Below are 25,861 nucleotides of genomic sequence, written 5' to 3'. Positions count from 1 at the left end.
CGGGGCTTGCCGGCCCGACAGTTCCCGTACCGGTTCTGTCGGGCGGGGGAAGGACGCGGACGCGTGCTGGAGCGGCTGAACCGGGCGCTGGACCATCTGGAGGCCTGCCTCGACCAGGAGGTCGACATGGCCGAGGTGGCCCGGATCGCCGCGGTGTCCGAGTACCACTTCCGGCGGCTGTTCTCCGCACTCGCCGGGCTGCCGCTGCCGGTCTACGTGCGGCGGCGCCGGATGACGCTCGCCGGGGCCGAGGTGCTGGCCGGGGAGCTGACGCTGCTCGACGTCGCGGTGCGGTACGGGTACGGCTCGGCCGAGGCGTTCGGCCGGGCGTTCCGGTCGGTGCACGGCATCGGGCCGGGCGAGGCCCGGCGTACGGGTGCGGTGCTCACGGCGCAGCCGCGCATGTCCTTCCGCGTCGTGGTCGAGGGCAGTACGTCCATGCGGTACCGGATCGTGGAGAAGGAGCCGTTCCGGTTCGTCGGCAGGAAGGCCCGGGTGCCGCTCGTCCACGAGGGGGTCAACGCGGCGGCCGCCGCGCACCTGGAGGGGCTGGACGAACGGGCGGTCGTACGGATGAAGGAGCTGTCCGCCCGGTCCGACCGGCCGGAGCCGGAGGGGATCCTGTCGGCGGCGGTGTACCTGAACGACAGCCGGGAGGAGGGGGCCCTCGCGGACTACTGGATCGGTGTGGTGACCGCTCCCGGCACCGCGGCCGAGGACCTCGACGCCCTTGACGCCCTCGACGTCCTCGACGTGCCGGCCGGGACCTGGGCGGTCTTCGACGGCCGGGGACCCCATCCGGGCGCGCTCCAGGAGCTGTGGCGGGACGTGTTCACGCAGTGGTTCCCCTCCAACCCGTACACGAGCCGCCCGGGACCGGAGCTCCTGCGGACCAGCCCGGTGGAGGCGGACGCGGAGACCGACTCCCAGCTGTGGATCCCGGTCGAGCGGGTCCGCTGGAGCGCCGGGGCGTAGGCCGCCGCGTCAGCTCGTCAGGTCCTCGGCTCGTCAGCTCGTCAGCTTGTACGCGGCCGGGGCGGTCTTGTAGGGGGCGAAGTCCGCGTTGTCCTTGCAGCCGAGCTGCTGCCAGGTCTTCTCGTTGGTCACCGGGTCGGTGCCCGTCAGGCGGTACTTGCACGCGCCCTTGATGAAGTTGCCCCGCACGCCTCCGGGGAAGTCGATCTCCTTGTTCCACAGGTACGGCGACTGGTAGTTGTTCACCGCCGCCGTGGCGTTCACGTCGATGCCGCCCGGCGCGTAGATCTCGTAGACCCAGCCGGTCTTCTCCGCCCCGTACGTCGCGAACCGCTTGGCGACGCTCTGGTCGCAGCTGGTGCTGAGGTGGGCGCTGAGCTGGCCGCCGCCCTTGACGATGTACTCGGCGAGCGGGATGAGCTGGTCGCCGCGGGGGGTGAAGCCGGTCCGGAAGATCTCCTCGACGCTCTCCCTCGTGTCGCCGCGCCACAGGGTGTTGACGTCCTCGCGCCACTGCCAGCGCTCGTCGGAGGCGGTGGCGGCCACGGTGCGGGCGATCTCCGTGTTCGTCGTGGTGCGCCACCAGTCCCAGGCCCGGTACTCCACGACCGGGCCGCACGGGGCGCTGGTGTCCCCGTCGTCCGCCGCCGGCGCGGCGGCCGCGGCGGACGGCGTGACGGCGGCGGACAGGAGGAAGGCGGTGGCGGCGGCGAGGCGCAGAACGGCGTGCGGCATTGGATGACGACCCATCAGTCGAACGGCCAGGGGGCGAAACCCCCTCTTTATAGAGGGGGGACCGGCCGCCGGACCGCCGCGGAACGGTGATCCACCCGTGCGGGTGGATCAGTCGTACCGGGTAAAGGCTTCTGCGCCGCGGGGCGTTCGGCGGCCTTCGTCAGCCGGCCTGCGCCTGGGTGCGCCGGGCGTAGGCGCGGGCGGCGCGGGCGCGGTCTCCGCAGCGGGTGGAGCACCAGTGGCGGCGGCCGTGGCGCAGCAGGTAGCGGTTGCAGGGCGGGGAGGCGCAGGCCGTGAGGCGTTCGGCGTCGGGGCTCGTGAGGAGGTCCGCCGCGTCGGCGGCGAGGGCCGCGAGGGCGCGGTCGAGGATCTCGCTGGTGGGGCAGGGGGTCGAGCGGTAGGGGCCGTTCTTCTCGTCCCAGTGCAGCAGGGCGGCCGTGGGGGCCTTGCCCAGCGCGTCGTTGACGGCGGCCAGCGCGGCGGGCAGGGCGGGCAGGCCGTCGGCGCGGGCGGCGAACAGCGACCTGAGGTGCTCGCGCATCGAGCGGAGCTGCGCCGCGCACATCTCCCGCACGCCCGCGTCGGCGGGTGCGAGGCCGTGTGCGGTCAGCCACTCGTTCGCGCTCCCGGGGGTGCCGAGCAGGTCGGTGAACTGCCCTCCGGGCTGCGCGACGGCGCTGTTGACGAAGTCGAGGGAGAGGTGTTCCTCCGCCCCCGGCGCGGGTGTTGGCACGGATGCGCCGACCGGGATCTCACTCATGGGTCTCATGTTAAGCGTTGCGCCCATCCGTGAGACACCCCTATGATCATCACGGATCACCAACAACTCATCCGTGAGGTTCAGATGACTGACACCAGCACGCCCGTTGAGTCCATGCCCGTTGAGTCCATGCCCGTCCGCGTCTTCGGCGGGCCGACCGCCCTCTTCGAGTACGGCGGCCTGCGGTTCCTGACCGACCCCACCTTCGACGCACCGCGCGAGTACCCCGTACCGGGCGGCTCGCTGACCAAGACGGCCCCCGCCGCGGCCGCCCCGGCCGACCTGGGCCGGATAGACGTGGTCCTGCTCTCCCACGACCAACACCCCGACAACCTCGACGAGTCCGGCCGCGCCCTGCTCGCCGGCGTCCCCCTGACCCTGACCACGCCCGGGGGCGGTGAGCGCCTGGGCGCGGGGGCCAGGGGGCTCGCCGACTGGGAGTCGGTCGACCTCGACCGCCCCGGTGGCGGCACCGTCACGGTCACGGGCGTGCCCGCCCTCCACGGGCCGGGCGCGCGCGAGGAGGTCGAACCGTTCACCGGCCAGGTCGTCGGCTTCGTCCTCACCGGGCAGGACCTGCCCACGGTCTACGTCAGCGGCGACAACGCCTCCCTCGAACTGGTCGGGCGGATCGCCGAGCGGTTCGGGCCGGTGGACACCGCCGTCCTGTTCGCCGGGGCCCCCCGGTTCGCCCGCCTCTTCGACGGGGCGCTGATCGTCCTCGACAGCGCCCGGGCCGCCGAGGCCGCGAAGCTCCTCGGCGCCCGCCGGGTGGTGCCCGTCCACTACGACAGCTGGGGGCACTTCACCGAAGGACGGGACGACCTGGTCGCCGCGTTCACCGACGCCGGGCTGCTCGACCGCCTGGACCTGGGCGAACGGGGCTGAACGCCGCCGGCCGGGCGGCCTCGGGAGGAGGCCGCCCGGCCGGCGGGCGGGCGCGGAGGAAGGGGCGGCGTACCGCTGGGGGCGTACTACCTCGGGCAGGCGTCCTGGGTGACCTTGCCGCCCGACGTGGACGCGGTGGCCGGGTCCATGGACAGGCACAGGCCGGTCCAGTTGTTGACGAAGTAGTAGGCCGGCCGGGAACCGGTCGAGGTGGCGAGCTTGGTCGGCATGACGTTCCACATCTGGCTGCCGGAGAACCAGCGGGTCTCGCAGGGCCACCAGAACAGCTGGGTGCCGGCGGCCGGGGCGGTGCCGTTGTTGTACGGCATCGTCAGGCACTTGCCGTTGGCCGACTTGATCCAGAAGTAGCCCTTGCCGTCGAAGGTGTCCGGCTTGGTCGCCGTCCACTGGTGGCTGCTGGGCGGGCTCGACTGGCAGGGGCGCTGGGTGACCAGGCCGCCGTCCTTGGAGCCGTCGAACTCCGGACCGCGCACCATGCAGCGGTCCTGGTACTGGCTGTTGACGTACGTCTTGTCGGAGTTGACCAGCCAGATCGACCGCTGACCGCCCTTGACCATGTTGTCGTCGTTGTGGTCGATGATCGCGTTCACCAGGCCCCAGCCCGGGAAGTCCGTCATGATGATGCCGACGCGGCCCGCGCTGCTGTTGAGGTGCTTCATCAGGTTGTAGTTGACCGCGGGGACCTCGGTGTTCACACCGCCCCGGACCTCCCAGTAGCCACCGGCGACCAGGGTCGGGGAGAGACTGGGGAACTTGGACGCGGAGGAATAGGTCACGTACAGGTCATTGGCGGACCCGGTGATCGCCTTGTTGACGTTGCCCTTGACGTAGCCCCACTTCTCCCCGACGCTGTCCGGCTCCCAGTGGTCTTCCTTGCGGTCGTTGAAGCCCTTGAGACCGTAGGTGTCGTCGGCTCCGGCGTTGTCGAAGCTGCCCAGGACCACCTTGCCGCGGACCTGCCCGAGCGTGGGCACGCCCGCCCGGCCGCCACCCGACACCGAAGGCTGGTAGAAGAGACCGGGGTACTTCCGCACGTAGTCGTTGAAGATCGCCCGGACCGTGTCGGGGGTCGCCGAGTCCGGGTCGTTCTCGCATTCCGTGATGCCGGAGTCGCTCCCGTACACGCACTCGGCCTTCAGCCGCATCACGATCGACTCGGTCGGGTGCTGGCGGAGGAAGGCCTGCGCCTTGGTGAGGACGTCGTCGAAGTTGGCGTTCTGGTACTTCACGCCGTGGTGGATCGTGAAGGCGGCTCCCCCGGAGACGCGCGCCCGGATGTCGATGGCCCGGATGCCGCGGTCCAGCTGCGCGGCCAGGGTGTTCCCGCTGTCGCCGTAGTCCTCCTGCGTCGCCACCCAGGCCCCGCCGTGGATGGAGAGCGTGTCGTGGGTGCCGGGGATCGACATGTTCGAGAGCGCGGTGTCGCTCGCGATGCCCCACATCCACTCGGCCCGGTCCGCCTGCCCGAGGTTCTCGAAGGCGTCGCGGTTGGTCGAGCCGGCCGCCTCGGCGGTCCCGGGCGCGAGCAGTACGGCGCCCAGCGCGGCGCAGGCCGTCATCAGGGACGCCAGCCGGCGGGACCGCCGGCGCGGCGGAACGCCGGCGGCGTGGGGGGTGGTGCGGGACATTTCACTCCTGTGCGAGTAAGGGCGGCGATGCGATCCCCACCCTGACGGCCGCCCCTATCGTTCCGCTTACGTTCCGCTTACGTACGCGGCTGCCTCGTCCCGGACTCGGACGCGGAAGCGGAAGCGGACGATCCCGGATACGGGTCGGTCATCCGCGCCCCCCACGCGCCCAGGATCGTGCCCGTCGGAACGTAGCCGACGCAGGTCGCGGCGGTACCCGAGGAGTCCCAGGTGCCCATCCCGGAACTGATCATCCCGTGGCTGTTCACCCCGTACGCGGAGGCCCAGCTGAAGACCGGGCCGCCCTCGTCGTCGGCCGCGTACGCGGCGGACCCGTCGCGGGTGCACGCGGGGGTCAGCGTGACGTACGCGCCGTTGACCCACTTGCGCTGCGGCTGGCCGACGTACATCTCGCACCGGTACCCGGTCCGTACGCCGGTCTGGCACACCTGGTCACCGGGCTGGGAGGTCACCCAGCCCACGTAGGACTTCTGGTCGTCCAGCCTCCACAGCCTGCCCGCGGACCCGCCCGTGGGTGCGGTGTCGATGATGGCCGTGTCGATGTCCGGCAGCTCGTTGACGATCTGTCCGACGTCGTTGAAGCCGCTGTAGAGGTACGTACCGGGCGAGCCGCAGCGGCCGGACGTCACCATGTACCGGCCCCAGCCCGGCACGTCCATCGCGAAGCCGCTGGTGCACCAGAACTCGTGGCGTGTCTTGCTCAGGATGGCGCCGCCGAAGTGCGGTGCGTTGTCGTTCCAGCGGGAGGGGACGGCCTCGCGGGCGGCGGAAGGGGCCGCGGAGGGGGCGGCCGCGCGGCCGCCGGCGGTGCGGCGCGGGTCGTCGCGGTCGGGGGCGGGGTGCGCCTCCTCGAAGCGGATGTCCGCCGCGGCTGGTGCGTACCAGTGGGTCTCGTCGGGGTTCCGGCGCTCGTCGAGCAGGCGCCCGACCAGCGCGGCCGCCACCGCGGGCCGGTCGGCCGTGATCCGCAGACCGGCCCCGCCGTCGAGCGGGCCGAACTCGTCGATGGCCACCTCGCCGGACCGGCGCCAGGACTCGGCCGACCCCTTGATCCGGTCCATCGCCGCCTCCAGCTGCCCGCGGCTGTACTTGGCGGCTTTGACGACGACCCGTACTCCGGCCCGTTCCCCGGCGGGGGCCTCGCGCCGGGCCTCCGCCACCAGGGCGGTCGCACGCTCGGGGCGGGTGAGGTACAGGGTGACGGTGGAGTGCTCCGCGTCCACCTGGACCCCGCTGAAGGTGTCGGCGTACGAGCGGGCGGCGAGCCGCTCCAGGGAGCGGGCCATGCGGCCGGCGGGGGTGGCCGCGGTGCCTTCACCCGGTGCCGGTACCGCGTCCGCGCGCGACAGCGCGCCCGGAACGGGTGAGGGGCCGCTCTGGGCCCCGGCGGGCGTGACGAGCACCGAGCACAAGGCGACGGCCAAGGCCCCAGCGCGAAGGCCGTGGCGCCATGGCCTCCGCGCCGTGGACGAGGACGGGGACGGGGACGGGGATCCTGAGGGCATGTTCTTTCTCCCTGCCTGCGGAAGGTGGATGGAGAAGAGTTCTGCACGACCGGTGGGGCCGACGGCAGAGGAACCCTTTCAGCGACGAACAATTTTTCTTCGCCGCGGGAGCAATCTGGGGGCCCCAACTCCCCGACGTCAAGCCTGGCTTGACAGGAACAGGCCACGCTGGTGAAGGATTCTTCTCCATGGACCAGATCGTTGACCGGATCCGCTCCCTGGAAGCCTCGCTTCCCGAAGCGCAGCGGGCCCTCGCCGTTTTCATCCTCGACGATCCGGCGGGCGCCTCGGCCCGGACGATCCTCGAACTGTCCGAGGCGGTGGGGGTCTCCACCGGGAGCATCACCCGCCTGTGCCGGACGCTGGGGCTCGCCGGCTACTCGCAGCTCCGCCTCGCACTCGCCGCGGAGAAGGGCGCTCGGGAGGCCCGGGACGCCCAGGGAACGTGGCGGGACGACATCGGCTCCGGCATAGGCGAGCACGACCCGGTCGAGCAGGTGGCCGCCGCGGTGGCCCGGTCGGTGGCGGGCGTCGTGACGCGGACCGCCGAGGGCCTGGATCCGGCCGTGCTGGAAGTCGCCGCCGGAAGGATCGCCACCGCCCGCCGGATCGAGCTGTTCGGGGTCGGGGGCAGCGCCACCATGGCCACCGAGTTCCAGCAGCGGCTGTACCGGATCGGCCTGCCCGTCTGGTCCTGGAGCGACACCCACGTGGCGCTCACCGGCGCCGCCGTGCTCGGCCGGGGGGACGTGGCCCTCGTCCTCTCCCACAGTGGCGGGACCCGCGAGCCCCGAGAGGTGCTGGCGGAGGCCGCCTCCCGGGGCGCCACCACCATAGCCGTGACCAACGACCCGGAGTCGCCCCTCGCGGCTCACGCCGAACTCACCCTCGCCACCTGCGTACGGGCCTCCGGGCTCCGCGCCGAAGCGGTCCTCGCCCGGCACGCCCAGATGACCGTCCTCGACGTCCTCTACATAGCGGTGGCGCAGCGCACGTACGCTCGTACCACCGAAGCGATGGCGGCCACCCAGGAAGCCGTACGGCCCTACCGGGCCCAGCCCTAGGAGAGGAGCCCAGCGGATGGCGCCGACGACGCGGACGTCGCTGGTGCTGGGCATCGACGCGGGCGGCAGCGGGCTGCGGGCGGCCGTCGCCGCGGCGGACGGCGGGCCGCCGCTCGCCACGGCGACGGCCGGTGCGGGCAACGCGCGTTCCGTCCCGGAGCGGCTCCTGGAGGAGCGCCTGGCGCACGCCGTCGGCGAGGTCCTGGCCGACGGCCGGGCGGCGCGGGTGCAGTGCGTCGTCGCGGGCTTCGCCGGAGCGGGCGTCCCGGGCTCTCCGGGCCGGTCCGGCGACAGCGGCCAGGGCCCCGCGCGCCGGGCCCTGGAGGCCGCACTCGCGCGTCACGGCGTACGGGCCGCGGCCGTGCACGTCATGGCCGACTCCGAGGTGGCCTTCGCCGGAGCGCCCGGAACCCCGCCGGACGGCCTGGCGCTGGTCGCCGGAACGGGCGCGGCCGCGGTCCGGATCCGCGGCCACCGGCTGGCTGCCACCGCGGACGGCTGCGGGTGGCTCACCGGCGACGACGGCAGCGGCTTCTGGATCGCCCGGGAAGGCCTCCGCCGGGCCCTGCGCGGCCTGGACGGCCGCGGGCCCGCGACCGCGCTGCTGCCCCGGCTGGCCGCCGCTTTCGGCGCCGGGCCCGCACCTGCGGACCCGTACGCCCTGCGCTACGTCCTGATCGACGGCGCGCGTGCCGCGTCCGAACCCGCCCGGCTGGCCCGGCTCTGCCCCGTGGTGTTCGACGCGGCCGCGGACGGCGACCCCGTCGCCGAGGGGATCCTCGACGAAGCCGCCGGCCTGCTGGCCGAGAGCGCCGCCGCCCTCCGCCCCCGGCGCGGCGAACCCCTGGTGACGGTGGGCGGCCTGATCGGCCCCGCCGGCCCCCTCCTGCCCCGCCTCACCACCCGGCTCTCCGCCTGGGCCCTGACCCCCCACCCGGTCGCGGACGGCCTACCGGGCGCCATCGCCCTGGCCCGGGCGGGGGCGAACCCCGAGGCCGGCACCGCCACCTGACGCCCCAGCGTGCGGGCCTGACAGCTCGGGCCGGCCTGAGGGGCAGGCCGGGCTTCTCGGGCGGGTGCGGGAGGATGGGGGGATGCGTGCCGCCCGTCTGATCCGTATGGCGCTCCTCGTCCAGTCGAGCCCTGGGCTGACCGCCGCCTCCCTGGCCCTGGAGTTGGGCGTGTCCGAGCGTACGGTGATCCGCGATGCCCAGGCCTTGCAGGAGGCGGGGGTTCCCATCCGGTCCGAGCGCGGGCGCACCGGCGGCTACCGGCTGGCGCCGGGGTACCGGACGCGGCTGACCACGCTGCGGCCGGCCGAGGCGGAGACGCTGTACCTGTCGGGCATGCCGGCCGCCCTGCGTGATCTGGGGCTGTCGGGGGCGGCGGACTCGGCACGGCTGAAGCTGTCGGCGACGCTGCTGCCCTCGCTGCGGGCGGCGGCCGAGTCGTCGGTGCACCGCTTCCACCTCGACGCCCCGGCCTGGTTCCGCGAGCCGTCGGCACCGGAGCTGCTGCCGGAGCTGGCCCGTGCCGTCTGGGACGACCGCCCGGTCCGGCTCGCGTACGCGCGGCCCGGCGGGGAGGTGAGCCGTCCGGTGGAGCCGTACGGGCTCGTCCTGAAGGCGGGGGTGTGGTACGTCGTGTGCCGGGTACGGGGTGGGGCCGGCGCCTGGCGGACGTACCGGGTCGACCGTGTCACGGCGCTGTCGCCGGACCCCGGCGCCGAGGAACCCTTCGTCCGCGACCCGTCGTTCGACCTGGCCGCGTACTGGGAGGAGCACTCCGCCGCCTTCGCCCGCGCGCTGCTGCGTACGAGCGTCACCGTACGGGTGACGGAGCGTGGTCTGCGGCGCCTGCCGGCCGTGGTCGATCCGGCGGGCGCGGCCGAGGCGCAGGCGTCCGCGGGCGTGCCGGACGCCGCCGGGCGCGTCACGCTCGAACTGCCCGTGGAGTCGGAGGAGGTCGCCTTCGAGCAGTTGAGCGTGCTGGGCGCGGAGGCCGAGGTGCTGGCCCCGCAGGGCCTGCGCGCCCGCTTCCGCGAGCGCGCGCGGGCCCTGACCGCCCTGTACGGGCCGGAGGAGGATCAGCGGTAGTCGTCCGGGGAGGCGTCCTTCCCCCCGTACCAGACGTCCTCGAAGTAGGCCCAGGCGTCCGGCCGGCTGCCGTCGACGTCGGTCACGCCGTAGGCCTTGGCGAGGTCGGCGCTGGAGGCGGACCTGCCGTTCCAGCGGGCCGCGCGGTCCGGGTCGGCGGCGAGCGCGGCGACGCCGCGGGCGAGGTAGTGCGGTGACTCGGCGATGGCGAAGTGCGGTTCCCGGGCGACGGCGTCGCGCCAGTTCCGCTCCGTCACCCCGAAGTGAGTGAGCATCTGCTCGGAGCGCAGGAACCCCGGTGTGACGGCGACGGCCGTACCGCCGTACTCGGCCAGCTCCTGGCCCAGCCCGAAGGCGATGCGGATCGGTGCGTTCTTCGCGAGGTCGTAGTAGAGGTTCTCGCGGTAGCGGCGGTTGGAGCGCGCGGTTCCGTCGGTGACCTCCACGTGCAGCGGCGCCTCCGAGCGGATCAGGAGGGGGAGGGCGAGCGCCGCGGTGATCACGTGTGAGCGGACGCCGAGTTCCAGGATGCGCAGTCCGTCGGCGAGGGGGGTCTCCCAGCTCTTCTTGCCGAAGACGGAGCCGGCGGTCAGGTGCTCGCCGCCCCAGAGGTCGTTGACGAGGACGTCGAGCCTGCCGTGGTCGCGGTCGATCCGGCTGACGAGCGCCCGTACCCGGTCCTCCTCCAGGTGGTCGGTGGGCACGGCGATGCCGGTGCCGCCGGCCGCCGTGACGAGTTCGGCGGTCTCCTCGATGGTCTCCGTCGTCCGGCCGACCTCGCTGGCGCGTTCGCGGGTGGTGCGGCCGGTGACGTAGACGGTGGCGCCGGCGCGACCGAGTTCGACGGCGAGGGCGCGGCCCGCGCCGCGCGTGGCCCCGGCGACGAGGGCGATCCGGTCGGTGAGCGGGGTGGGGGTGTCGTTGTCCATGACTTCACGGTGCACGCCAAAGGTGACAGTTCCCGTCACCCTTTCTCCCTTGTCCTTCTTTCTTTCCTCTTCCATTCCCGAGGACCTCAGATTTATCACAGCGCTGTTATATTAGCGCTGTGACATCTTCCCCGAACCCCATGGACCCCATGGACCCCGAGGACCCCACCGCGCTGCCCGATCCCTGGCACGCCCTGCACGAGCTGCTGGCAGCCATGGACGCCGAGATCGAGCAGGTCTACGTCGAGCGCGGCATCGAGGGGGTGCGGCCGCGGTTCGCCTATCCGCTGATCCGGCTCGCCCACACCGGCCCGCTGACCATCCGCGAGCTCGCCGAGTCGCTGAACCGCTCGCACTCCGCGATCAGCCAGACCGTCGCCGCCATGCGCAAGGAGGACCTGGTCAGCTCCGAGCCCGGCCCCGACGCCCGGACCCGGCGGATCGACCTGACCGAGCGCGGCCGGGCGCTGGTGCCGTTCCTGGAGGCCGAGTGGCGTGCCACCCACGCGAGCGTCGCCGAGCTGGACGGCGAGGTCCCGTACGCGATGACCGCCGTCGTCGAGGAGGTGCGGCGGGCGCTGGAACGCCGGTCGATGCGGCAGCGGGTCCTCGGACACCTGGTCGAGCCACCGCGATGAGGGGGCGTGGCAGCGGCCGGTTCCTGGACACCCGGCCGCTGCGCGGCAGCAGGGCGTTCCGCGAACTGTGGATCGGCACCTCCGTGTCCCAACTCGGCGGGCACATGGCCAACGTGGCGGTCCTCGCCCAGGTCTGGGACCTCACCGGCAGCCCGCTCGGCACCGGCGCCATCGGGCTCGCGACCGCCCTGCCGATGCTGTTCTTCGGGCTGCTCGGCGGCACGCTGGCCGACGCCGTCGACCGCCGTACGGTGGTGCGGGCCACCACCACGGGCCAACTGCTGGCCTCGGCAGGGCTGTGCGCCCAGGCGCTGGCCGACAACCGCAGCGTGCCGGCCCTGCTCGCCCTCGTGGCCGTCGCGACGGGCTGCGGCGCCCTCGGCGCGCCCGCCCGGCGCACCCTCCCGGTCCGGCTGCTGCCCGGCGACCAGGTCGCGGCCGGTCTCGCGCTGGCCAACGTCTCCTTCCAGGCGGCGATGCTGGCCGGGCCGGCGCTGGCCGGGCTGGTCATCGCCCGCTGGGGCTTCCCCGCCGCGTACGCCGCTCAGGCCGCCGCCACCGCCGTCTCGGTCCTCATGGTGCTGCGCCTGCCCGCCATGCCGCCCGGGGGCACGGCCGCGCCCGGCGGCGGTCACCGGCCGCGGCGCGGCGGCTGGCGGTTCGTCCTGCGCCGCCCGACGCTGTGGGGCTCGATGGCCACCGACCTGTCCGCGACGCTGCTGGCCATGCCCATCGCGCTGTTCCCCCTGGTCAACGAGGTCCGCTTCGGCGGGAATCCGCAGACCCTCGGGCTGTTCCTCTCGGCCGTCGCGGTCGGCGGGATCGCCGCCGGCCTGCTCTCCGGCACAGTCACGCGCCGACCCCGCAGCGGCCTGGTGCAGCTGTCCGCGGCCGCCGTCTGGGGCCTGGCGCTGACCGGCTTCGGCCTGGCGGGGTCGCTGTGGCCCGCCCTCGGCTGCCTGGCCGTGGCGGGCGCCGCCGACACCGTGTCCGTCATCACCCGGAGCGCCCTGGTCCAGCTGGAGACCCCGGACCCGTACCGGGGCCGGGTGTCCTCCGTGGAGCACGTCATAGGCGTCGCGGGCCCCGAACTCGGCAACTTCCGCGGCGGCCTGCTGGCGTCGGCCACCTCGGCACCCTTCGCCCTGGTCCTCGGCGGCCTGACCGCCGCCCTGGCGGTCGCCGCCGTCTCCGCCGCCAACGCCCCGCTCCGCACCTACCGCACACCGGAGCCGTCCACCACCCCCGCGGGGTGCCGACCGTTGACCTCACCGGCAGGGAAGGAGCCACGCACATGAGGACACAGCCGGCCGAGCCGTACCACGACGTCGACCCCGAGCACGCCCTGAAGTACGCCGTCCAGCACATGGCGGGAGGGGACCGGGCCGAGGTCATCGAGGGGGTCATCACCCAGACGTCGCCGAGCTGGGGCCACGAAGGGGCCGCCGAGGACATCCGCGAACAGATCGGTGCCCGGGTGCGGGCGCTCGGCTGCCGGACGGGCTCGGGCAACGTGGACCTCCCAGGCAGTCCGAACTGGTACGTACCGGACCTCGCGGTCGTCCCAGCCGAGTTCTTCGAGCGGGACGCCAGGGCGGTCCTCCCCGACCAGACGCTCCTGGTCGTCGAGATCACGTCCCCCTCCAACGGGGAGACCGACCGCGTCACCAAGCGCAAGCGCTACGCCGAGTACGGCGCGCCGCTCTACCTCCTCGTGGACCGGCAGGAAGGCACCTGCACCCTCTTCTCGGAGCCGGGCCGCCTCGGCTACACCCGGGTCGCGGGACCGTACCCCTTCGGTACTCCCGTCGCGCTCCCGGAGCCCTTCGACCTGGCGCTCGACACCAGCGGCTTCTAGACGGGGCGGGTGTCAGTCCTCCGCCTCCGCCGGCGGGTCGGACGGGTCCGCCGCCATGACCAGCTGGGTGATGGTGAAGCCGTCCGGAGTGCGGACGTCGATGCGGTACAGGCCCGGGGCCGGGGCGGTCGCCGTGGCCGTGGCGGTGCCGTCCTCCCAGGCCGGGGTGAGGGGGACCGGGCGGGACGGGGGGTCGAGGGCCGTGAGGCGGCAGCGCAGGCCCGCGAGGGTGGCCACGTCCGTGAGGCGGAGCTTCCAGGGGCGGCCCGCCTCCACCAGGTCCGGGGCGGTCAGGCCGCAGCCCGCTTCGCCCAGCGGCGGGCCGGGGTTGACGTCGTCCCGGACGATCTCGGTGACGGCCTCCAGGGCGGTCCTCGCCCTGGCCACGTCCCCGTGTTGCAGGGGCAGGTGGGTGACGATGTCGGTGAGGACCGCCGACTCCTTGTAGACCGTGCCGTCCCCGTGGACCTGGAAATAGCGGACCCGGTCCTGCCGGTCCCGGACGAAGGTGCCGTCGGAGTTATGGCGGGCGCCGTCGAGGTGCGGCTCGACCGAGCCCGCGCTGATCGTCAGGTTCTGCCAGGTGGGCTGGTTGACGCCGACGACCGAACGGTGCCCGGGCAGGGCGACGGCCTTCTGCCGGTGGTGGAAACGGGCCGCTTCGCGGGCCAGTTCCGCGCTGCCGCCGATCCCGGCGACGTCGCTCGGCGTGAGGTGGCGTACGTCGTCCCCCGCGCGCACGGCCCGGTACTGCGGCAGCAGGTCGTGCAGTCCGGGCATCGTCGCGCACATGGCCCGCAGCTTGCGGTGCGGGAGGCGTACGGGGGTGCCGCGGCCGGTGGCGAGGATGACGGCGGCCTTCACCGAGCCATGGAAGGGGGTGCCGAGCGTGATCACGCCCCGGGTGTCGCCCTGGAGGTCGCCGTCGTAGCCGGGGTCGAGGGCCGCGCGGGTGACGAGCCCGCCCATGGAGTGGGCGACGAACACCAGCCGCCCCTCCCGCTGGTCGACCCGGTGCAGGCGCGCCTCGGCATGCGCGGGGTGGCGGCGCCACCCGGTCAGGTGGCGGCGCGCCGCATCGGCCAGCAGACGGCCGTTGACGGCGACCGGCAGCCGCCAGTCGTACGCGAACTCCAGGATCGCGGCGTCGTCGGCGACGCTGGTGCGGATCGTGTCGACCAGGTCGGTGTACGGCTCGCTGCCGGCCAGGTACGGGGTCCAGGCGGAGTGCCTGAGGAGGCCGGTCGCCTTGATGCGGCCGGTCTTGCCCGCCAGCTCGTCCTCGGTCATGGTCAGGGACTTCAGGCCCGAGGGCGTGGTCCAGGCCTTCAGCAGCCAGGAGATCCCGCCGATGCCCCAGACGTCCTTGCCCGTCGTCGTGTCGTGCAGGGTGCTGCCCATGATCCCGGGTACGACGACCACCGCGTCCTGCGTGACGTGGTCGGGTAAACCGCCGTCCGGGCCGCCGGGTTGGTGCTGGTGCCGGTGCTGCCGCATGTCCATGGGAGTGAAGAATAGGGACCGTGGACGGGGAGCGTGGCGAGATCGGCTTAGCCGATGCCGATGCCGATGCCGATGCCGATGCCGTGGACGAGGCCGATGCCGGTGCCGTGGACGAGGCGGTCGTCGCGGCCGGCCGGCCTGAGGCGGCAAAGGCGGCGGCGGAGGCGGCTGGGTCGTCCCCCGGGACCGTGTACGTGCTGCCCATGGAGGACGGGACCGAGGCGCTGCGGCAGGCCGTCGGCGCGCAGCTGGAGGCGGTGTCCCTGTGGTGGGAACGGCGGCCTCCGGAGGGGCCCGGCTTCGTGCGGGTGGCGCCCGGCGGGCCGGTGACGAGCCGTCACGACGTGGAGCGCTTCCTGGAGACGGCCGGCGTCCGGGAGGCGGAGCCGGACGTCCCGGTGGTGCTGTACGTGACGGGCCACGGCCTGACCGGAGGCGCGGGCCGGCACTTCGCGGTGCTGAGCGGCACCGATCCCGGCCGGCTCCTGGGCACGGGGCTGCGTACGACCGAGATCGTGATCGCCGCACTCGACTCGCACGCCCGGGACGTCCTGGTCATCGTGAACATGTGCGAGTCCGCCGCCGTCCGCCCGGAGGTGCTGGAGCTCGCGGAGAGCCTGGACACCGCACGCACCGAGCACGCCACGCTGAACGTCCTGACCACCGCCGCCCCCAAGTCGCGGGTGATGGGCGCCGAGTTCGCGCTCGTCCTGCGACGGGCCCACGAGTGGCTGCGCACGGCCGGCGGGATCACCCGCGCCCACCTGACGATGGAGGAGTTCAGCCGCGCCCTGTACCAGGCGGCGCAGGCGATCGGCAGGGAACAGGGCCGCAAGCCGTCCGTGGACTGCCGCGCGCTCACGGTCGGCAGGCAGCACGTCCCCACGGCGGCCCTGCCGAACCCGGGCCACCGGCCGGAGGAGGCAGCGGTGGAGGAGAGCAGGCAGGAGGTCGCGGCGAGCCTGGAGGACCTGGGCTACTGGCTAGAGAAGGCCAGCGGCCGCACCGGCGCCGACGACCCCGGCTGGTACTTCTCCGGCCGCAGGGAGCTGAACACCGCGGTGGCCTCCTTCCTGACGGGCGCGGCCGGCGTCCTGGTCGTCACCGGCATCACCGCGAGCGGGAAGTCCGCCATCCTCGGCCGGGCGGTGACCTTGAGCGACGCGCGGTTCCGGGCCTCGGCCCTGTACGCGGCGGCCGTCGGCCACTGCCCGCCGTACACCGTCCCGGAGGAGGGCGCGGTGACCATCGCGGTCACCGCGCACAACCGGGAGCCGCTGGGGCTGTTGAAGGTCATCGCGCAACGGCTGGGCGCCGCCCCGGACCCCTTGGGCAGGGACCACCTGAGCCGCTGGCAGCAGGGGCTGCGGGGGTTCCTCGACTCGCCCGGCCCGATGGTGACGGTCGTCGTCGACGCCCTCGACGAGGCGACCGACCCGGCCGCGCTCGTGCACCAGGTGCTGGTGCCGCTGGCCGGGCACCTCTCGCACCCGGCACCCGCCGGACCGGCACTGCCCGTGCGGCGCGGGGTGCGGCTGGTCGTCGCCGTACGCAGCAGCGACGGCGGCGGCAGCGCTGAGGGTGACGGTGACGGTGCGGGCGCTGACGCGGGCAAGGACGAGGACGAGAACGAGGACGTGGAGCTGCTGGGGCGGCTGCGGGAGGCGTTCCCCGGGGCGGCCGTGCTGCGGACCGACGGCGAGGGCATGAGCGCGGACGTCGCGGGATACGTACGGGCCCTCCTGGACGGGGAGGGCGGCTGGGCGGGGCAGGACCTGGCCGAGGTGTCGCGCACGGTGGCCGGGGCGGCCGGGCGGTCCTTCCTGGACGCGCGCGTGGCGGCGCACCAGCTGCGCGCCGAGGGGCCGCGGCTGCTGGCGGACGCCGACTGGCTGGAGCGGCTGGGCGAGGGCACGGCCGGGCTGTTGGAGGACGACCTGGTGCGGGCGGCTGAGGACGGCCTGGAAGCGGACGATGCGCTGGCACTGCTGCGCGCGACGGCCTTCGCCCAGGGGCGGGGCCTCGCCTGGGGCGAGGTGTGGCCGGCCGTGGCGTCCGCCGTCGCGGGCCGTGCCGTGGAGGACGCCGACGCCAAGATCCGGGTGCTGCTGGAAGGGCGTCTGGCTGGGTATCTCACCCGTGACGTCGAAGAGGACCAGCGGGTGTACCGGCCGGCGCACGACCGGCTGGCCGCGGTCCTGCGCGCCTGGCCCGTGGGGGGCCGGACGCCTGTTGGGGGGATGGGGATGACGGACGCTCAGGACGACCCTGCCGATAACACTGCCGACACGAACACTGCCGACACGACGGCCGGCCGGACCGCCGGCCGGACCGCGGATGCGGCGGATGCGGCGGATGCGGCGGATGCGGCGGATGCGGCGGATGCGGCGGATGCCACCGATACCGCCGATGCCGCCGTGCACGCCCGCATCGCGGAGGCGCTCGCCGATCTGGCCGCGCCGCACACCACCGGCGCCGCCGGCGCCGCCACCGCTCCGCACCCGTACGTACGGCGCCACCTCGCGCGCCACGCCCGCCTCGGCGGCGTCCTGGACGACGCGCACGTGCCGGCCGAGGTGCTGCCGTGGCTGACCGGCAGCCCGGTCCGCGGGCTGCTGGGACCGGGCCGGGGCCTGGAGGACCGACTGTGGCTGGAGGCGTGGGCGGCGGTGGAGCCGTACCTGCACCGGGCCGACCGCCCCTCGCGGCTGGCCAGCCTGCACCTGGCGCACACGGCGCTGCGCCACCCCGGGCTCCCGCGCCCGCGTACGCCGGGGGACGCGGCACCGCTGGCGGTGCTGTGGTCCCGGTGGGCGCCGCCGGTGAACGTGCTGGCCGCCCTCCGCACCACCGTGCGCTCCCTGGCGGCGGTGCCGGCACCCGACGGGCGCCCCGCGCTCGCCGCCGGTGACGACGAGGGCCGCATCGAACTGATCGACGCGGTCGAGGGCACGGCGGTCCGCGAGCCGATCGGCGCGCACGACGGCTCCGTACGCCACCTGCTGCTCGCACCGCGCCCGGCGCAGTCGCCCCTGCTGGTGTCCGGCAGCACGGACGGCACGCTGCGGCTGTGGGACCCGGCGACGGGCCGCCGCCTCGACCAGGTCCACGGGTCCGGCGGGATCTGGATCGCCGACGTCTGCGCGTACCGCGACGGCGGACACGAACTCGCGGTGGTCTGCCTCGACGGGAACGGGGCGGTGGTCTGGTGGAACGAGCGGATGGGCGCGCTGGACCTGTTCACCCTGCCCGGGGACACGCCGCGTACGACGACCACCGCGCTGGCGGCGGTGGAGGACCCGCCCGGACGGCCGCTGCTGGCGGTCGCCGACGACGCGCACCTGGTGTTCCGGGATCCGGAAGCCGGGACGGAGGTGGCCCGGTTCGAGTTCCCGGCCGACGTACGGGTGCTCGCGCCGACCACGCGGCCCGGGACGGTCGCGGCCGGCCACGCGGACGGGAGCGTCACCGTCTGGGGCACCGGCGGGCCGCTCGCCACCCTCACCGGCGCCGGCGGGCCGGTGACCGGCCTGGCCGCGCTCGCCCTTCGGGGCCGGGGGGACCTCGGGGGCCGGGGGGAACGGCACGTCCTCGCCGCCGGGGCGGGCAGCCAGATCGCCGTCTGGGACATATCCCGGTGGGACACCGCCGCGAAGGAACCGCCGGGGCTGCTGAGCGGGCACACCGCCGCCGTGACGGCCCTCGCCCCGGTCACGGTCCCGGACGAGGTTCCGAACGCGGACGGGGACGGGGACGCCGAGTCGGACGCCGAGTCGGACGCGGAGCTGCTCGCCTCCGCCTCCGCCGACGGCACGCTGCGCCTGTGGACCCGGGAGGTGCTGGAGCGCGCGCTCGACACCGCCCGGACGCCGGCCGGGCCGGCCCCCACGGGCGGGGCGCTGCTCCTGCCGGAGCGGCCGGGGGAACCGGCCGGCCCGGCGTGGTTCGCGCTCAGCGGCGGCCACCCGCACATCGACGTCCGGGACATCGGCACCGGGGACGCGGTCGCGCGGATCGACACCGGCCGGCCGCCGTCCGCGCTGGCCTGGGCCCGGCGGCGGGAGGGGCGCCTCCTGGTGTCGGCCGGGGACGGCGACCACGGCCTCCGGCTCTGGGACGCGGAGACCCGGCAGGTCCTCCCGTACGTCCTCGAAGGGCACTTCCTCCCCGTCCGCGCCCTCGCCGCCTGCACCACCACGGGCGGCCGGCACCTGCTGCTGAGCGGCGGGGACGACGAGACGGTGCGGCTGTGGGACCTGGACGCCCCGGGCCCGCTCGGCGCTTGGACCGGGCACGGCCTGCGGGTCCGGGCCGTGGCGGCCGCTTCGGGCGGGAACGGCGCAGAGCGTGGAGAGGGTGCAGAGGGTGGCGCGGATGGAGCGGGTGGAGAGGGCCGGGACTGGTTCGCGTCGGCCGGCTCCGACGGCACCGTACGGCTGTGGGACGCGGAGCAGGGACCGCTGGGCGCGCCGCTGCGCTGCGACCAGGGCCTGCTGCACGCCGTCGCCGTCAACCCCTCCCCCGGCGGCGGGCTCCCGCCGCTGCTGGCCAGCGGCGGCGACACGGGCACGGTCCGGCTGTGGGACCTGTGCGAGCGCCGCCCGCTGGGCGGGCCGCTGACCGGGCACAACGCTGCCGTCCTCGCCCTGGCCGTGTGGAACGCGAGGGACGGCGCCGGCAGCTTCGTCGCCTCGGGCTCGGCCGACGGGACCGTCCGCGTCTGGGACGCCGCCACGGGCCGGTGCCGGCTGCTGCTGGCCGCGGGCAGCCCCGTACGCGGCATCTCCGCGCATCCGGCGGCGGACGGCGGGCGCGTGGTGCTCTCCCTGACGGGGGACGCCGGGGCCGTCGTGGTGGAGGTCGATCCGGCCCGCTGGCGAGGGGCGGGTGGGGCCTGATCATCCCGGCATGCGCCCCCCGTGTTCCTTCGTGCGCCCCCGTCGGCCACCGCAACCCGGTCGCTTCGGTCGTACCCGAGCACCAAAATGATCGTTCGGCACGTGTCACGGACCAGTGCGCCGCCCGGCGGCCGCGATCCGAACATGAACTGCCCCTCACATGAACACATCAACACCCCTCATGTGCACCACACCATCAGAAGACCGGCTCTCCCGGCGGCCGGACCGCCCGCGTCCCGCGGGCCCGGCCGCCGGAGAACCATGAGCATCACCGGCCGCGACCCATGGAGGGCGGCCGGAGCAAGGAGAGCGGCCGTATGAGCCAGGACACCGCACAGCTGGACGTCGCCCTCGTCCCGGCGCCGGAACACGGCATCTGGCGCCTGGGAAAGCACAAGGAGCCGGTCAAGTACGAAACGATCAGCCAGGAGGACCACGCGCGTACGGGCGGGAACCGCTGGAGCCTGGTCAGTTACGGCACCCTCTACTGCGCCTCCGAGCACGACGGCTGCTTCGCCGAGGCCTTAGCCCCCTTCCGCGTGCACCCCGCCATGCGGGAGGTCATCGCGGACGACTGGCCGGAGCCGGCCTTCATGACCCCCGGGAAGATGCCCCGCGACTGGACCACCAGCCACATCCTGGTCCGCCTGCGGCCGCCCCGGGACGCCCGCTTCCTCGACGTGGACGACGAGCGGACGCTCGCGACGCTCTCGCGCGAGCTCAAGGACAAGCTGGCGGAGCAGGGCGTGGAGCGGCTCACCACGGAGCACATCCAGGGCTTCAACCGCCGGATCACCCGCCAGATCTCGGCATGGGCCATCACCCAGCGCACCGGGCCCGGCGGGCAGGAGCGCCTCATCCACGGCATCGCCTACCGCTCGCGCTTCGGCATGCGCCAGTGCTGGGCCGTGTTCAACGACGTGGAGCTGACGCAGGAGGAGTCCACCTTCATCTTCCCCCAGTCGGACGCCCTGCTGCGGGTGGCCGAGGAGTACGGCCTGACGATGCTGTAGCCCCCACCCTCGGGAATCCCACCCTCGGGAACCCCACCCCGGGAACCCCGCCCCCGGGAACCCCACCGCCAAACCAACCGTGAAACCAACCTGAGAACAACCACATCCGCATCGTCCGAAAGGACGAAATCAACCCGGCTTTCCTCCTCCCCCGGTCCACCGGCCCTCCCCGGGCCGGTGGACATCACCACAGGTCATGGACTAAGTCGGCGTCGAAACCCCTAAGTTGACGGTCTGTCGACAACACGGCGGATTCTGCCAAAGAGGTGGAGTTGGCAGGTGATAATGGGTAACGTAGCCAGTACACCGACCAACTTGGAGCATGTGGGGGATCGCATGAGTGACACCGGTTGCGCCGTCAAGGCGCCCTTACGCATCGGGCTCGCGTCGCCGTCCACGGCACCACCGCCCGACACGAGCGTCACGCCCCCGGACCTGCCCAGCAGCCCATGCCTCAGCCCCAGTCACCCATGTGCCGGATCCCCGTGGACCGGAATACATCGATGGTGAACGCCGACCGCCAGCCGGTCGGCCCACTCCGCCCGCCCTGGTAGACGCTTCCCGGCGGGCCGGGAACACAGCAAGAAGCGTTCGCAGCTCGCCGAGACCGAGCGTCCCCTCCGTGCCGCCCTCACGGCAGCACGCGACAGCCGGATCCCGCGGGCGCACACACCTACACCCGTCGCCTGAGCACGCGACCCGCCGCGAACGGGCGCGCAGTCAGGGCAACGAGGGAGACCCGATCATGCCTTCTGACACCACCACGTCCCCTGTCGCCGTCGCCGTGCCCGTTGCGAAGAGCGTCGCCAGCGCCGAGCGCGCCCACGCGGCCTCCGTACGCATGGGCATCAGCGAGATCGCCCGCTTCCTCCAGGAGAACCTGGGGCAACGCCTGACCGCGCGGATCGCCAACATCAACGACCCCAAGCAGGTCGGCAAGTGGGCCTCGGGCGCCGCAGAGCCGCGCCCCGAGGCCGAGGAGCGCCTGCGCGCCGCACTCCAGGTCTTCCAGCTCATCCACGACGCCGAGACCCTCCACACGGCCCGCGCCTGGATGATCGGCATGAACCCGCAGCTGGAGGACGAGGCGCCGGCCCAGTGCATCGCCGACGGCCGGCGGCGCGACGTGATGGTGGCGGCCCGCGCGTACGTCGACGGCGGCTGACCGCGCGAACGCGGTGGCGGCGGCCCCCGCCCGTGCGGAAGGATCCTCCGCATGGAAGCGACGGGGACGGCAGTGACGGGGACGGTAGTGCAGTGGGTCCGCACGTCATGGACGAAGCAGTCCCGCGGCGGACCCGCCGCCGCCCTCAGGAACCGGGCCCCCACAGCCTTCCCCCTGCCGCCGCGGACCCCGCCCTTCGTCCACAGCGTGCTCATGCACGAAGCCGACGGCTTCCGGCCCCGCTCCGAAACGCTCGAAGGCCCGGCCCCCGACGTACTGCTCCAGGAACACGACGGCCTGCTCCGGGTCCTGCCGACCGGCACCCCCTTCGGCATGCCGCGCAGGTGGCGACGCCCGCCGGCAGTCCGCCTCGCCCGCGGCGAATGGGTCCGGTGGCAGATCAACCACCGCTTCGCGAACCCCTGCGACGGTGAATGGACCTACCGCCTCGACACCCTCAACATCGCCCACGGCCCGGCCCCGGCCAACCTCTTCCTGGGCCCCCCGCCCCACTGTGTGGACGAACGCGCCACCCTCCGCTGACCGCCCCGGGGGCCACCGCACACGACGTGCGTGCGGCAGCCCTCGGGTCACTGACGACGCGTGAAGGCCCTTACGCCCTCGGCATCGCCCTCACCCGGGCTGGTCGGCTCGACGAGGCCCTGGACCAGCTCGGCGAAGCCCTGTCCCTCTTCCACGACAACCGGCAGCGCCTCTGGGAGGGCGTCACCCACTTCCGGCTCGCCGAAGCCCACCTGGCCGCGCACCGCCCCGCCCAGGCCGTCGCCCACGCGGAACCGGTGCGGCAGCTACTCGGGCCGTCGACAGTCTCCTTCGCCGTCTGACCCGGAGGGCCTTCCGAGCACCCGAACGGAATCAGGATGTCCGGTTTCCACACCCCGGTGGCCGGTTGATGCCTGGTACACGCATATCCCCTGTGCAAATGTTCGTGATCCGTACGGACGAGCCTCCGCCGGCCGTCCGTTCCGCTTCACTCCCCCCGCACAGGTGATGGAATGACGTTGAAGCTCCTGCTCGCGAACGCCCCCAACCCCACGGACAACCGGAACGCCTCGAACTACGCCTGCTACCCGCACATCGGCATCGTCCAGCTCGCCACGGCGACGCGGGAAGCACTGGCCGACCGCGTCGAGATCCGGGTCGTCGACGGCGGCATCAGCAACACCGAGACCGTCCAGCGCGCCGTCCGGGACTTCGCGCCCGACGTCGTCGGCATCAGCGCGCTGACACCGACCTACTCAGAGGCCCTGAGGATCGCCGACACGGCCAAGGCGTGCGGGGCCCGCGTCGTCCTCGGCGACGACCACGCGATCTTCTTCCCCGAGATGATCCTCCGCAACCGGCCGCAGATCGACTACGTCATAGCCAACGACGGCGGCGAAATCCCCTTCGTGGAGCTGATCCGCGCGTTACTCGAGGGCGGCCGCCCCCTGTCAGAGGTCTCCTCACTCGCCTACCGGCACGACGGCGCGATCCGCGTCAACCCTGCGCCCAAGTACGCGCTCTCCCTGCGCAACACGATTCCCGACCTGACCTTCATCGACGACGTGCTCGACGTCTACGCGGAGAACTACCGGGCCCAGTTCGGCCACCTCCACGGCCATCAGGTGCGACCGGTGACGGTGAACAACGCGCGCGGCTGCGAGAACGGCCACAAGCGCTGCACCTACTGCTCGATCGCGGACCTGACCGTCAACACGGGCGATCCCCGCGGCTTCTGGAAGACGATCGACCAGTACAACCGCGAGCACGGCATCAACCTCTTCTTCGAGGTCTACGACAGCTTCACGGCCAGCCCCCGCTACGTGGACGCCCTCATCGACTCGACCCCGCCGCACCTGAAGCGCCGCATCGACGACGGCGAGCTGCAGATCATGGTCTACGCGCGCGCCCTGGGGCTGACCAAGCGCAACAACGTCGACAAGCTGCGGCGGCTCGGCGTCACCCGCGCCAACATCGGGCTGGACGCCGCCGACCCCGAGATGCTCGAAGCCCAGCGGAAGAACAAGACGACCGGCGAGACCAACCTCGAAGCCATCCGCATGCTGAACAAAGCAGGCATCTCGGTCCACGCCTCCTACATCGCCGGCGCTCCGGGAGAGCGGCCGGAGACCCTGGACCGCACCATCGCCGGGATCCGGCAGATGCTGGGCGAGGTCGAGCTCTCCTCGGTGGAGTTCTCCCGGTTTATTCCGTTGCCCAACAGTCCGGCGTGGGATCTGCTGGTCGACTACGAACGGCCGAACTTCTTCAGGAACAGCGAGGAGATCGACCGCTACCTGACCTCCCTGGGCATCACCGCGACGCGGGAAGACCGGGAGGAGATGTTCGCCAGGTTCGGCGACCAGGACTTGCTGGACATCGACGAGCTGGGTGCGTTCTGGGCGGACAACTTCACGCACATCAGCGAGAAGTACGCGCTGGAGCGGATCAGCGAGGTCGACGAGATGGTGAGCGCGCACAACGTGCGCACGGGGAACAACGTCGGTTAGCCGCCGGGAAAGGTGCCGGAATGCTGGGAGTTCAGAACCTGCTGACCTATGCCTTGGGGGCGCTGCTGATCATTCTGCTGCCGGGGCCGAGTTCCCTGTTCACGCTCTCGGTCGCCGCGCGGCTGGGGGTCAGGGCCGGATATCGCGCCGCGGCCGGGATGTTCCTGGGCGAGACCCTGCTGATGGTGGCGACGGCCGCCGGGCTGGCTTCGCTGCTCCAGGCCAACGAGCTGGTGTTCGGCGTGGTGAAGTACGCGGGCGCCGGCTATCTGACCTGGATCGCGGTGGGCATGATCCGGGCGGCCCGGGCGATGTGGCAACGCCGTGACGACAACACCGCGGAGACTGCCCCGGACACGGCCGCGGACACGGCCGACGCCGGCGCGGCGGCGGCGGGCAGCAGACTCTTCCGCCGCTCGCTGGTGATCACCGTCCTGAATCCGAAGGCGATCTTGTTCTTCCTGTCGTTCTTCGTCCAGTTCGTCGATCCCGGGTACGCGTACCCGGGGCTGTCCTTCGCCCTGCTGGCCGTCGTCTACCAGGCCATCAGCATCGCCTACGTCACCGTGCTGATCTTCAGCGGTACGTACCTCGCCTCGCAGTTCCGCCGCCGCCGAAAGCTGTCGGCGGGCCTCACGACCGGGGCCGGAGCGCTGTTCCTCGGCTTCGCGGCGAAGCTGGCCACGACGGGCAACTGAGCGCCGGCCTCACGCCGTTGCCGTCGGCCAGAGGCGGGTCGCGGTGCGGACGAGGTCGGCGACGGCTTGGGACCTGCTGTGCGGTGGCCAGGCGATGACGGTCGTCACGGCCGGTGCGTCCGGCACCGGCACCGTCGCGTGACCACCGCGCAGGTGGGCCCGGAGGGACTCGGGCACCACCGCGCAGGCCCGTCCGAGCGCGATCAGCTGGAACAGCTGGGTGTGGTCGCGCACTTGCGGGCCGGGTCCGTCCGGATAGCCCCCGTCCCGTCGGGGCCAGCGCGGCAGGGGCAGGTCCGTCAGGGCGGCGACCTCGGCCATCGACATGCGGGGCCGGTCGGCCGAGGGGTGCCCCGCGGGCAGGACCACGACCTGCTGTTCGGTGCGCAGGTCCTCGCTGTCGAGTCCGGCCGTCGTGTCGAAGGGCCGCTGGAGCAGAGCGACGTCCGCACGCCCGTCGCGCAGCAGCCTCTCCTGCTCGCCGGGCCCGCACAGCATCACCTCGACGGCGACCGCGCCGGGCTCGGCGGCGTAGGCGTCCAGCAGCTCGGACAGCAGTTCGCCGGCCGCTCCGGCCTTCGTGGCCAGCACCACACCGGGCGTCCCGGCAGCCGCGCGGCGGGTGCGGCGCTCGGCGGCTTCGACCGCGTCGAGCGCGGCCCGGGCCTCCCGCAGGAGCACCGCCCCGGCCCCGGTCAGGGCGACCGCGCGAGCAGTGCGGTCCAGCAGGACCACTCCGAGCCGCCGCTCTAGCTGCTGGATCGCCCGCGACAGCGGTGGTTGCGCCATGGCGAGCCGCTGCGCCGCGCGCCCGAAGTGCAACTCCTCCGCGACGGCGACGAAATAGCGCAGCTCCCGCGTCTCCACCGCGTCATCGTATCCGGCGCTCACCTGGCCCGATATCCGTGAGGTATCACCGCCCACCCAGTCGGTCTTGGACGCCCCACCCGAGT

Annotated in this window: 21 protein-coding genes and 1 pseudogene; 15 read left to right on the top strand and 7 right to left on the bottom strand. The window is 73.4% G+C overall.

The window, feature by feature from the left end; all coding sequences use genetic code 11:
* Positions 1 to 63 precede the first annotated feature (63 nt).
* Positions 64 to 975 carry an AraC family transcriptional regulator gene (locus tag ACQKM2_RS16090; protein WP_427710173.1) on the top strand — a complete coding sequence of 304 codons (912 nt, stop codon included), beginning with the start codon at positions 64 to 66 and terminating at the stop codon, positions 973 to 975.
* Between the two features lie 33 nt (positions 976 to 1,008).
* On the opposite strand, the gene ACQKM2_RS16085 is transcribed toward ACQKM2_RS16090, so the two are convergent.
* Both ACQKM2_RS16085 and ACQKM2_RS16080 read right to left on the bottom strand, forming a co-directional pair.
* Positions 1,009 to 1,710 carry a scabin-related ADP-ribosyltransferase gene (locus ACQKM2_RS16085; protein ID WP_427710171.1) on the bottom strand — a complete coding sequence of 234 codons (702 nt, stop codon included), beginning with the start codon at positions 1,708 to 1,710 and terminating at the stop codon, positions 1,009 to 1,011.
* A gap of 160 nt (positions 1,711 to 1,870) precedes the next feature.
* Positions 1,871 to 2,470, bottom strand: a complete 600-nt coding sequence (locus ACQKM2_RS16080) for a CGNR zinc finger domain-containing protein (RefSeq protein WP_427710169.1) — start codon at positions 2,468 to 2,470, stop codon at positions 1,871 to 1,873.
* 84 nt (positions 2,471 to 2,554) lie between these two features.
* Here ACQKM2_RS16080 and ACQKM2_RS16075 point away from each other — a divergent pair, with 84 nt between their 5' ends.
* Positions 2,555 to 3,358 (top strand): MBL fold metallo-hydrolase, encoded by an 804-nt coding sequence (locus ACQKM2_RS16075; protein ID WP_427710167.1) that lies wholly within the window; start codon positions 2,555 to 2,557, stop codon positions 3,356 to 3,358.
* A gap of 86 nt (positions 3,359 to 3,444) precedes the next feature.
* Here the strand turns inward: ACQKM2_RS16075 and ACQKM2_RS16070 are convergent, their stop codons facing one another.
* Together ACQKM2_RS16070 and ACQKM2_RS16065 are read right to left on the bottom strand one after the other, a co-directional pair.
* Entirely contained in the window at positions 3,445 to 5,007 is a 1,563-nt protein-coding gene (locus ACQKM2_RS16070) for a phosphatidylinositol-specific phospholipase C domain-containing protein (RefSeq protein ID WP_427710166.1), read from the bottom strand.
* A 77-nt stretch (positions 5,008 to 5,084) separates the two neighbouring features.
* Complete coding sequence (locus ACQKM2_RS16065; protein ID WP_427710164.1) at positions 5,085 to 6,452, bottom strand: hypothetical protein; 1,368 nt, start codon at positions 6,450 to 6,452, stop codon at positions 5,085 to 5,087.
* A 269-nt stretch (positions 6,453 to 6,721) separates the two neighbouring features.
* Here ACQKM2_RS16065 and ACQKM2_RS16060 point away from each other — a divergent pair, with 269 nt between their 5' ends.
* The 3 genes from ACQKM2_RS16060 (at position 6,722) to ACQKM2_RS16050 (ending at position 9,693) form a co-directional block, all read left to right on the top strand.
* Positions 6,722 to 7,597: a MurR/RpiR family transcriptional regulator gene (locus ACQKM2_RS16060; RefSeq protein WP_427710162.1), complete on the top strand. Its 876-nt coding sequence runs from the start codon at positions 6,722 to 6,724 to the stop codon at positions 7,595 to 7,597.
* Positions 7,598 to 7,613: 16 nt separating this feature from the next.
* Positions 7,614 to 8,609, top strand: coding sequence for an N-acetylglucosamine kinase (locus ACQKM2_RS16055; RefSeq protein WP_427710160.1), 996 nt, complete (start codon positions 7,614 to 7,616; stop codon positions 8,607 to 8,609).
* 82 nt (positions 8,610 to 8,691) lie between these two features.
* On the top strand, positions 8,692 to 9,693 hold the full coding sequence (locus ACQKM2_RS16050) for a helix-turn-helix transcriptional regulator (protein ID WP_427710158.1): 1,002 nt from the start codon (positions 8,692 to 8,694) through the stop codon (positions 9,691 to 9,693).
* On the opposite strand, the gene ACQKM2_RS16045 is transcribed toward ACQKM2_RS16050, so the two are convergent.
* Positions 9,684 to 10,622, bottom strand: a complete 939-nt coding sequence (locus ACQKM2_RS16045; protein WP_427710156.1) for an SDR family oxidoreductase — start codon at positions 10,620 to 10,622, stop codon at positions 9,684 to 9,686. The genes ACQKM2_RS16050 and ACQKM2_RS16045 overlap by 10 nt on opposite strands.
* A 119-nt stretch (positions 10,623 to 10,741) precedes the next feature.
* Here ACQKM2_RS16045 and ACQKM2_RS16040 point away from each other — a divergent pair, with 119 nt between their 5' ends.
* Genes ACQKM2_RS16040 through ACQKM2_RS16030 form a run of 3 tightly spaced genes read left to right on the top strand, consistent with a single transcriptional unit; the run spans position 10,742 to position 13,118 of the window.
* Positions 10,742 to 11,260 carry a MarR family winged helix-turn-helix transcriptional regulator gene (locus ACQKM2_RS16040; protein ID WP_427710154.1) on the top strand — a complete coding sequence of 173 codons (519 nt, stop codon included), beginning with the start codon at positions 10,742 to 10,744 and terminating at the stop codon, positions 11,258 to 11,260.
* Positions 11,257 to 12,558 (top strand): MFS transporter, encoded by a 1,302-nt coding sequence (locus ACQKM2_RS16035; RefSeq protein WP_427710152.1) that lies wholly within the window; start codon positions 11,257 to 11,259, stop codon positions 12,556 to 12,558. The genes ACQKM2_RS16040 and ACQKM2_RS16035 overlap by 4 nt, the downstream gene beginning before the upstream one ends.
* Positions 12,555 to 13,118 (top strand): Uma2 family endonuclease, encoded by a 564-nt coding sequence (locus ACQKM2_RS16030; RefSeq protein WP_427710150.1) that lies wholly within the window; start codon positions 12,555 to 12,557, stop codon positions 13,116 to 13,118. The genes ACQKM2_RS16035 and ACQKM2_RS16030 overlap by 4 nt, the downstream gene beginning before the upstream one ends.
* Positions 13,119 to 13,130: 12 nt before the next feature.
* Here the strand turns inward: ACQKM2_RS16030 and ACQKM2_RS16025 are convergent, their stop codons facing one another.
* A complete protein-coding gene (locus ACQKM2_RS16025) occupies positions 13,131 to 14,621 on the bottom strand; it encodes an esterase/lipase family protein (RefSeq protein WP_427710148.1) in 1,491 nt (496 codons plus the stop codon).
* Between the two features lie 20 nt (positions 14,622 to 14,641).
* Between ACQKM2_RS16025 and ACQKM2_RS16020 the strand changes: the two genes are divergently transcribed.
* From ACQKM2_RS16020 to leuE, 7 genes and pseudogenes are all read left to right on the top strand, one after another.
* A complete protein-coding gene (locus ACQKM2_RS16020; protein WP_427710146.1) occupies positions 14,642 to 19,519 on the top strand; it encodes a hypothetical protein in 4,878 nt (1,625 codons plus the stop codon).
* Positions 19,520 to 19,836: 317 nt separating this feature from the next.
* Complete coding sequence (locus ACQKM2_RS16015) at positions 19,837 to 20,532, top strand: RES family NAD+ phosphorylase (protein ID WP_427710144.1); 696 nt, start codon at positions 19,837 to 19,839, stop codon at positions 20,530 to 20,532.
* 745 nt (positions 20,533 to 21,277) lie between these two features.
* On the top strand, positions 21,278 to 21,697 hold the full coding sequence (locus tag ACQKM2_RS16010) for an XRE family transcriptional regulator (RefSeq protein WP_427710142.1): 420 nt from the start codon (positions 21,278 to 21,280) through the stop codon (positions 21,695 to 21,697).
* Positions 21,698 to 21,748: 51 nt separating this feature from the next.
* Positions 21,749 to 22,240 carry a hypothetical protein gene (locus tag ACQKM2_RS16005; protein WP_427710140.1) on the top strand — a complete coding sequence of 164 codons (492 nt, stop codon included), beginning with the start codon at positions 21,749 to 21,751 and terminating at the stop codon, positions 22,238 to 22,240.
* Between the two features lie 65 nt (positions 22,241 to 22,305).
* A pseudogene (locus tag ACQKM2_RS16000) lies at positions 22,306 to 22,515 on the top strand (tetratricopeptide repeat protein); the annotation flags it as partial.
* A gap of 198 nt (positions 22,516 to 22,713) precedes the next feature.
* Positions 22,714 to 24,210, top strand: a complete 1,497-nt coding sequence (locus ACQKM2_RS15995; protein WP_427710138.1) for a B12-binding domain-containing radical SAM protein — start codon at positions 22,714 to 22,716, stop codon at positions 24,208 to 24,210.
* A gap of 20 nt (positions 24,211 to 24,230) precedes the next feature.
* Positions 24,231 to 24,908, top strand: coding sequence for a leucine efflux protein LeuE (gene leuE, locus ACQKM2_RS15990; RefSeq protein WP_427710136.1), 678 nt, complete (start codon positions 24,231 to 24,233; stop codon positions 24,906 to 24,908).
* Positions 24,909 to 24,917: 9 nt separating this feature from the next.
* On the opposite strand, the gene ACQKM2_RS15985 is transcribed toward leuE, so the two are convergent.
* The gene (locus ACQKM2_RS15985) at positions 24,918 to 25,775 is read right to left on the bottom strand and encodes a LysR family transcriptional regulator (RefSeq protein ID WP_427710134.1); all 858 of its coding nucleotides are present in this window, start codon (positions 25,773 to 25,775) and stop codon (positions 24,918 to 24,920) included.
* Between the last annotated feature and the right edge of the window lie 86 nt (positions 25,776 to 25,861).

Origin of the sequence: Streptomyces sp. NPDC004126 (genome assembly GCF_050275515.1) — a bacterium.
Taxonomy (GTDB): Bacteria; Actinomycetota; Actinomycetes; order Streptomycetales; family Streptomycetaceae; genus Streptomyces.
Note: the sequence above shows the minus strand (reverse complement) of the source record. Positions and strands in the feature narration are given on the sequence as shown.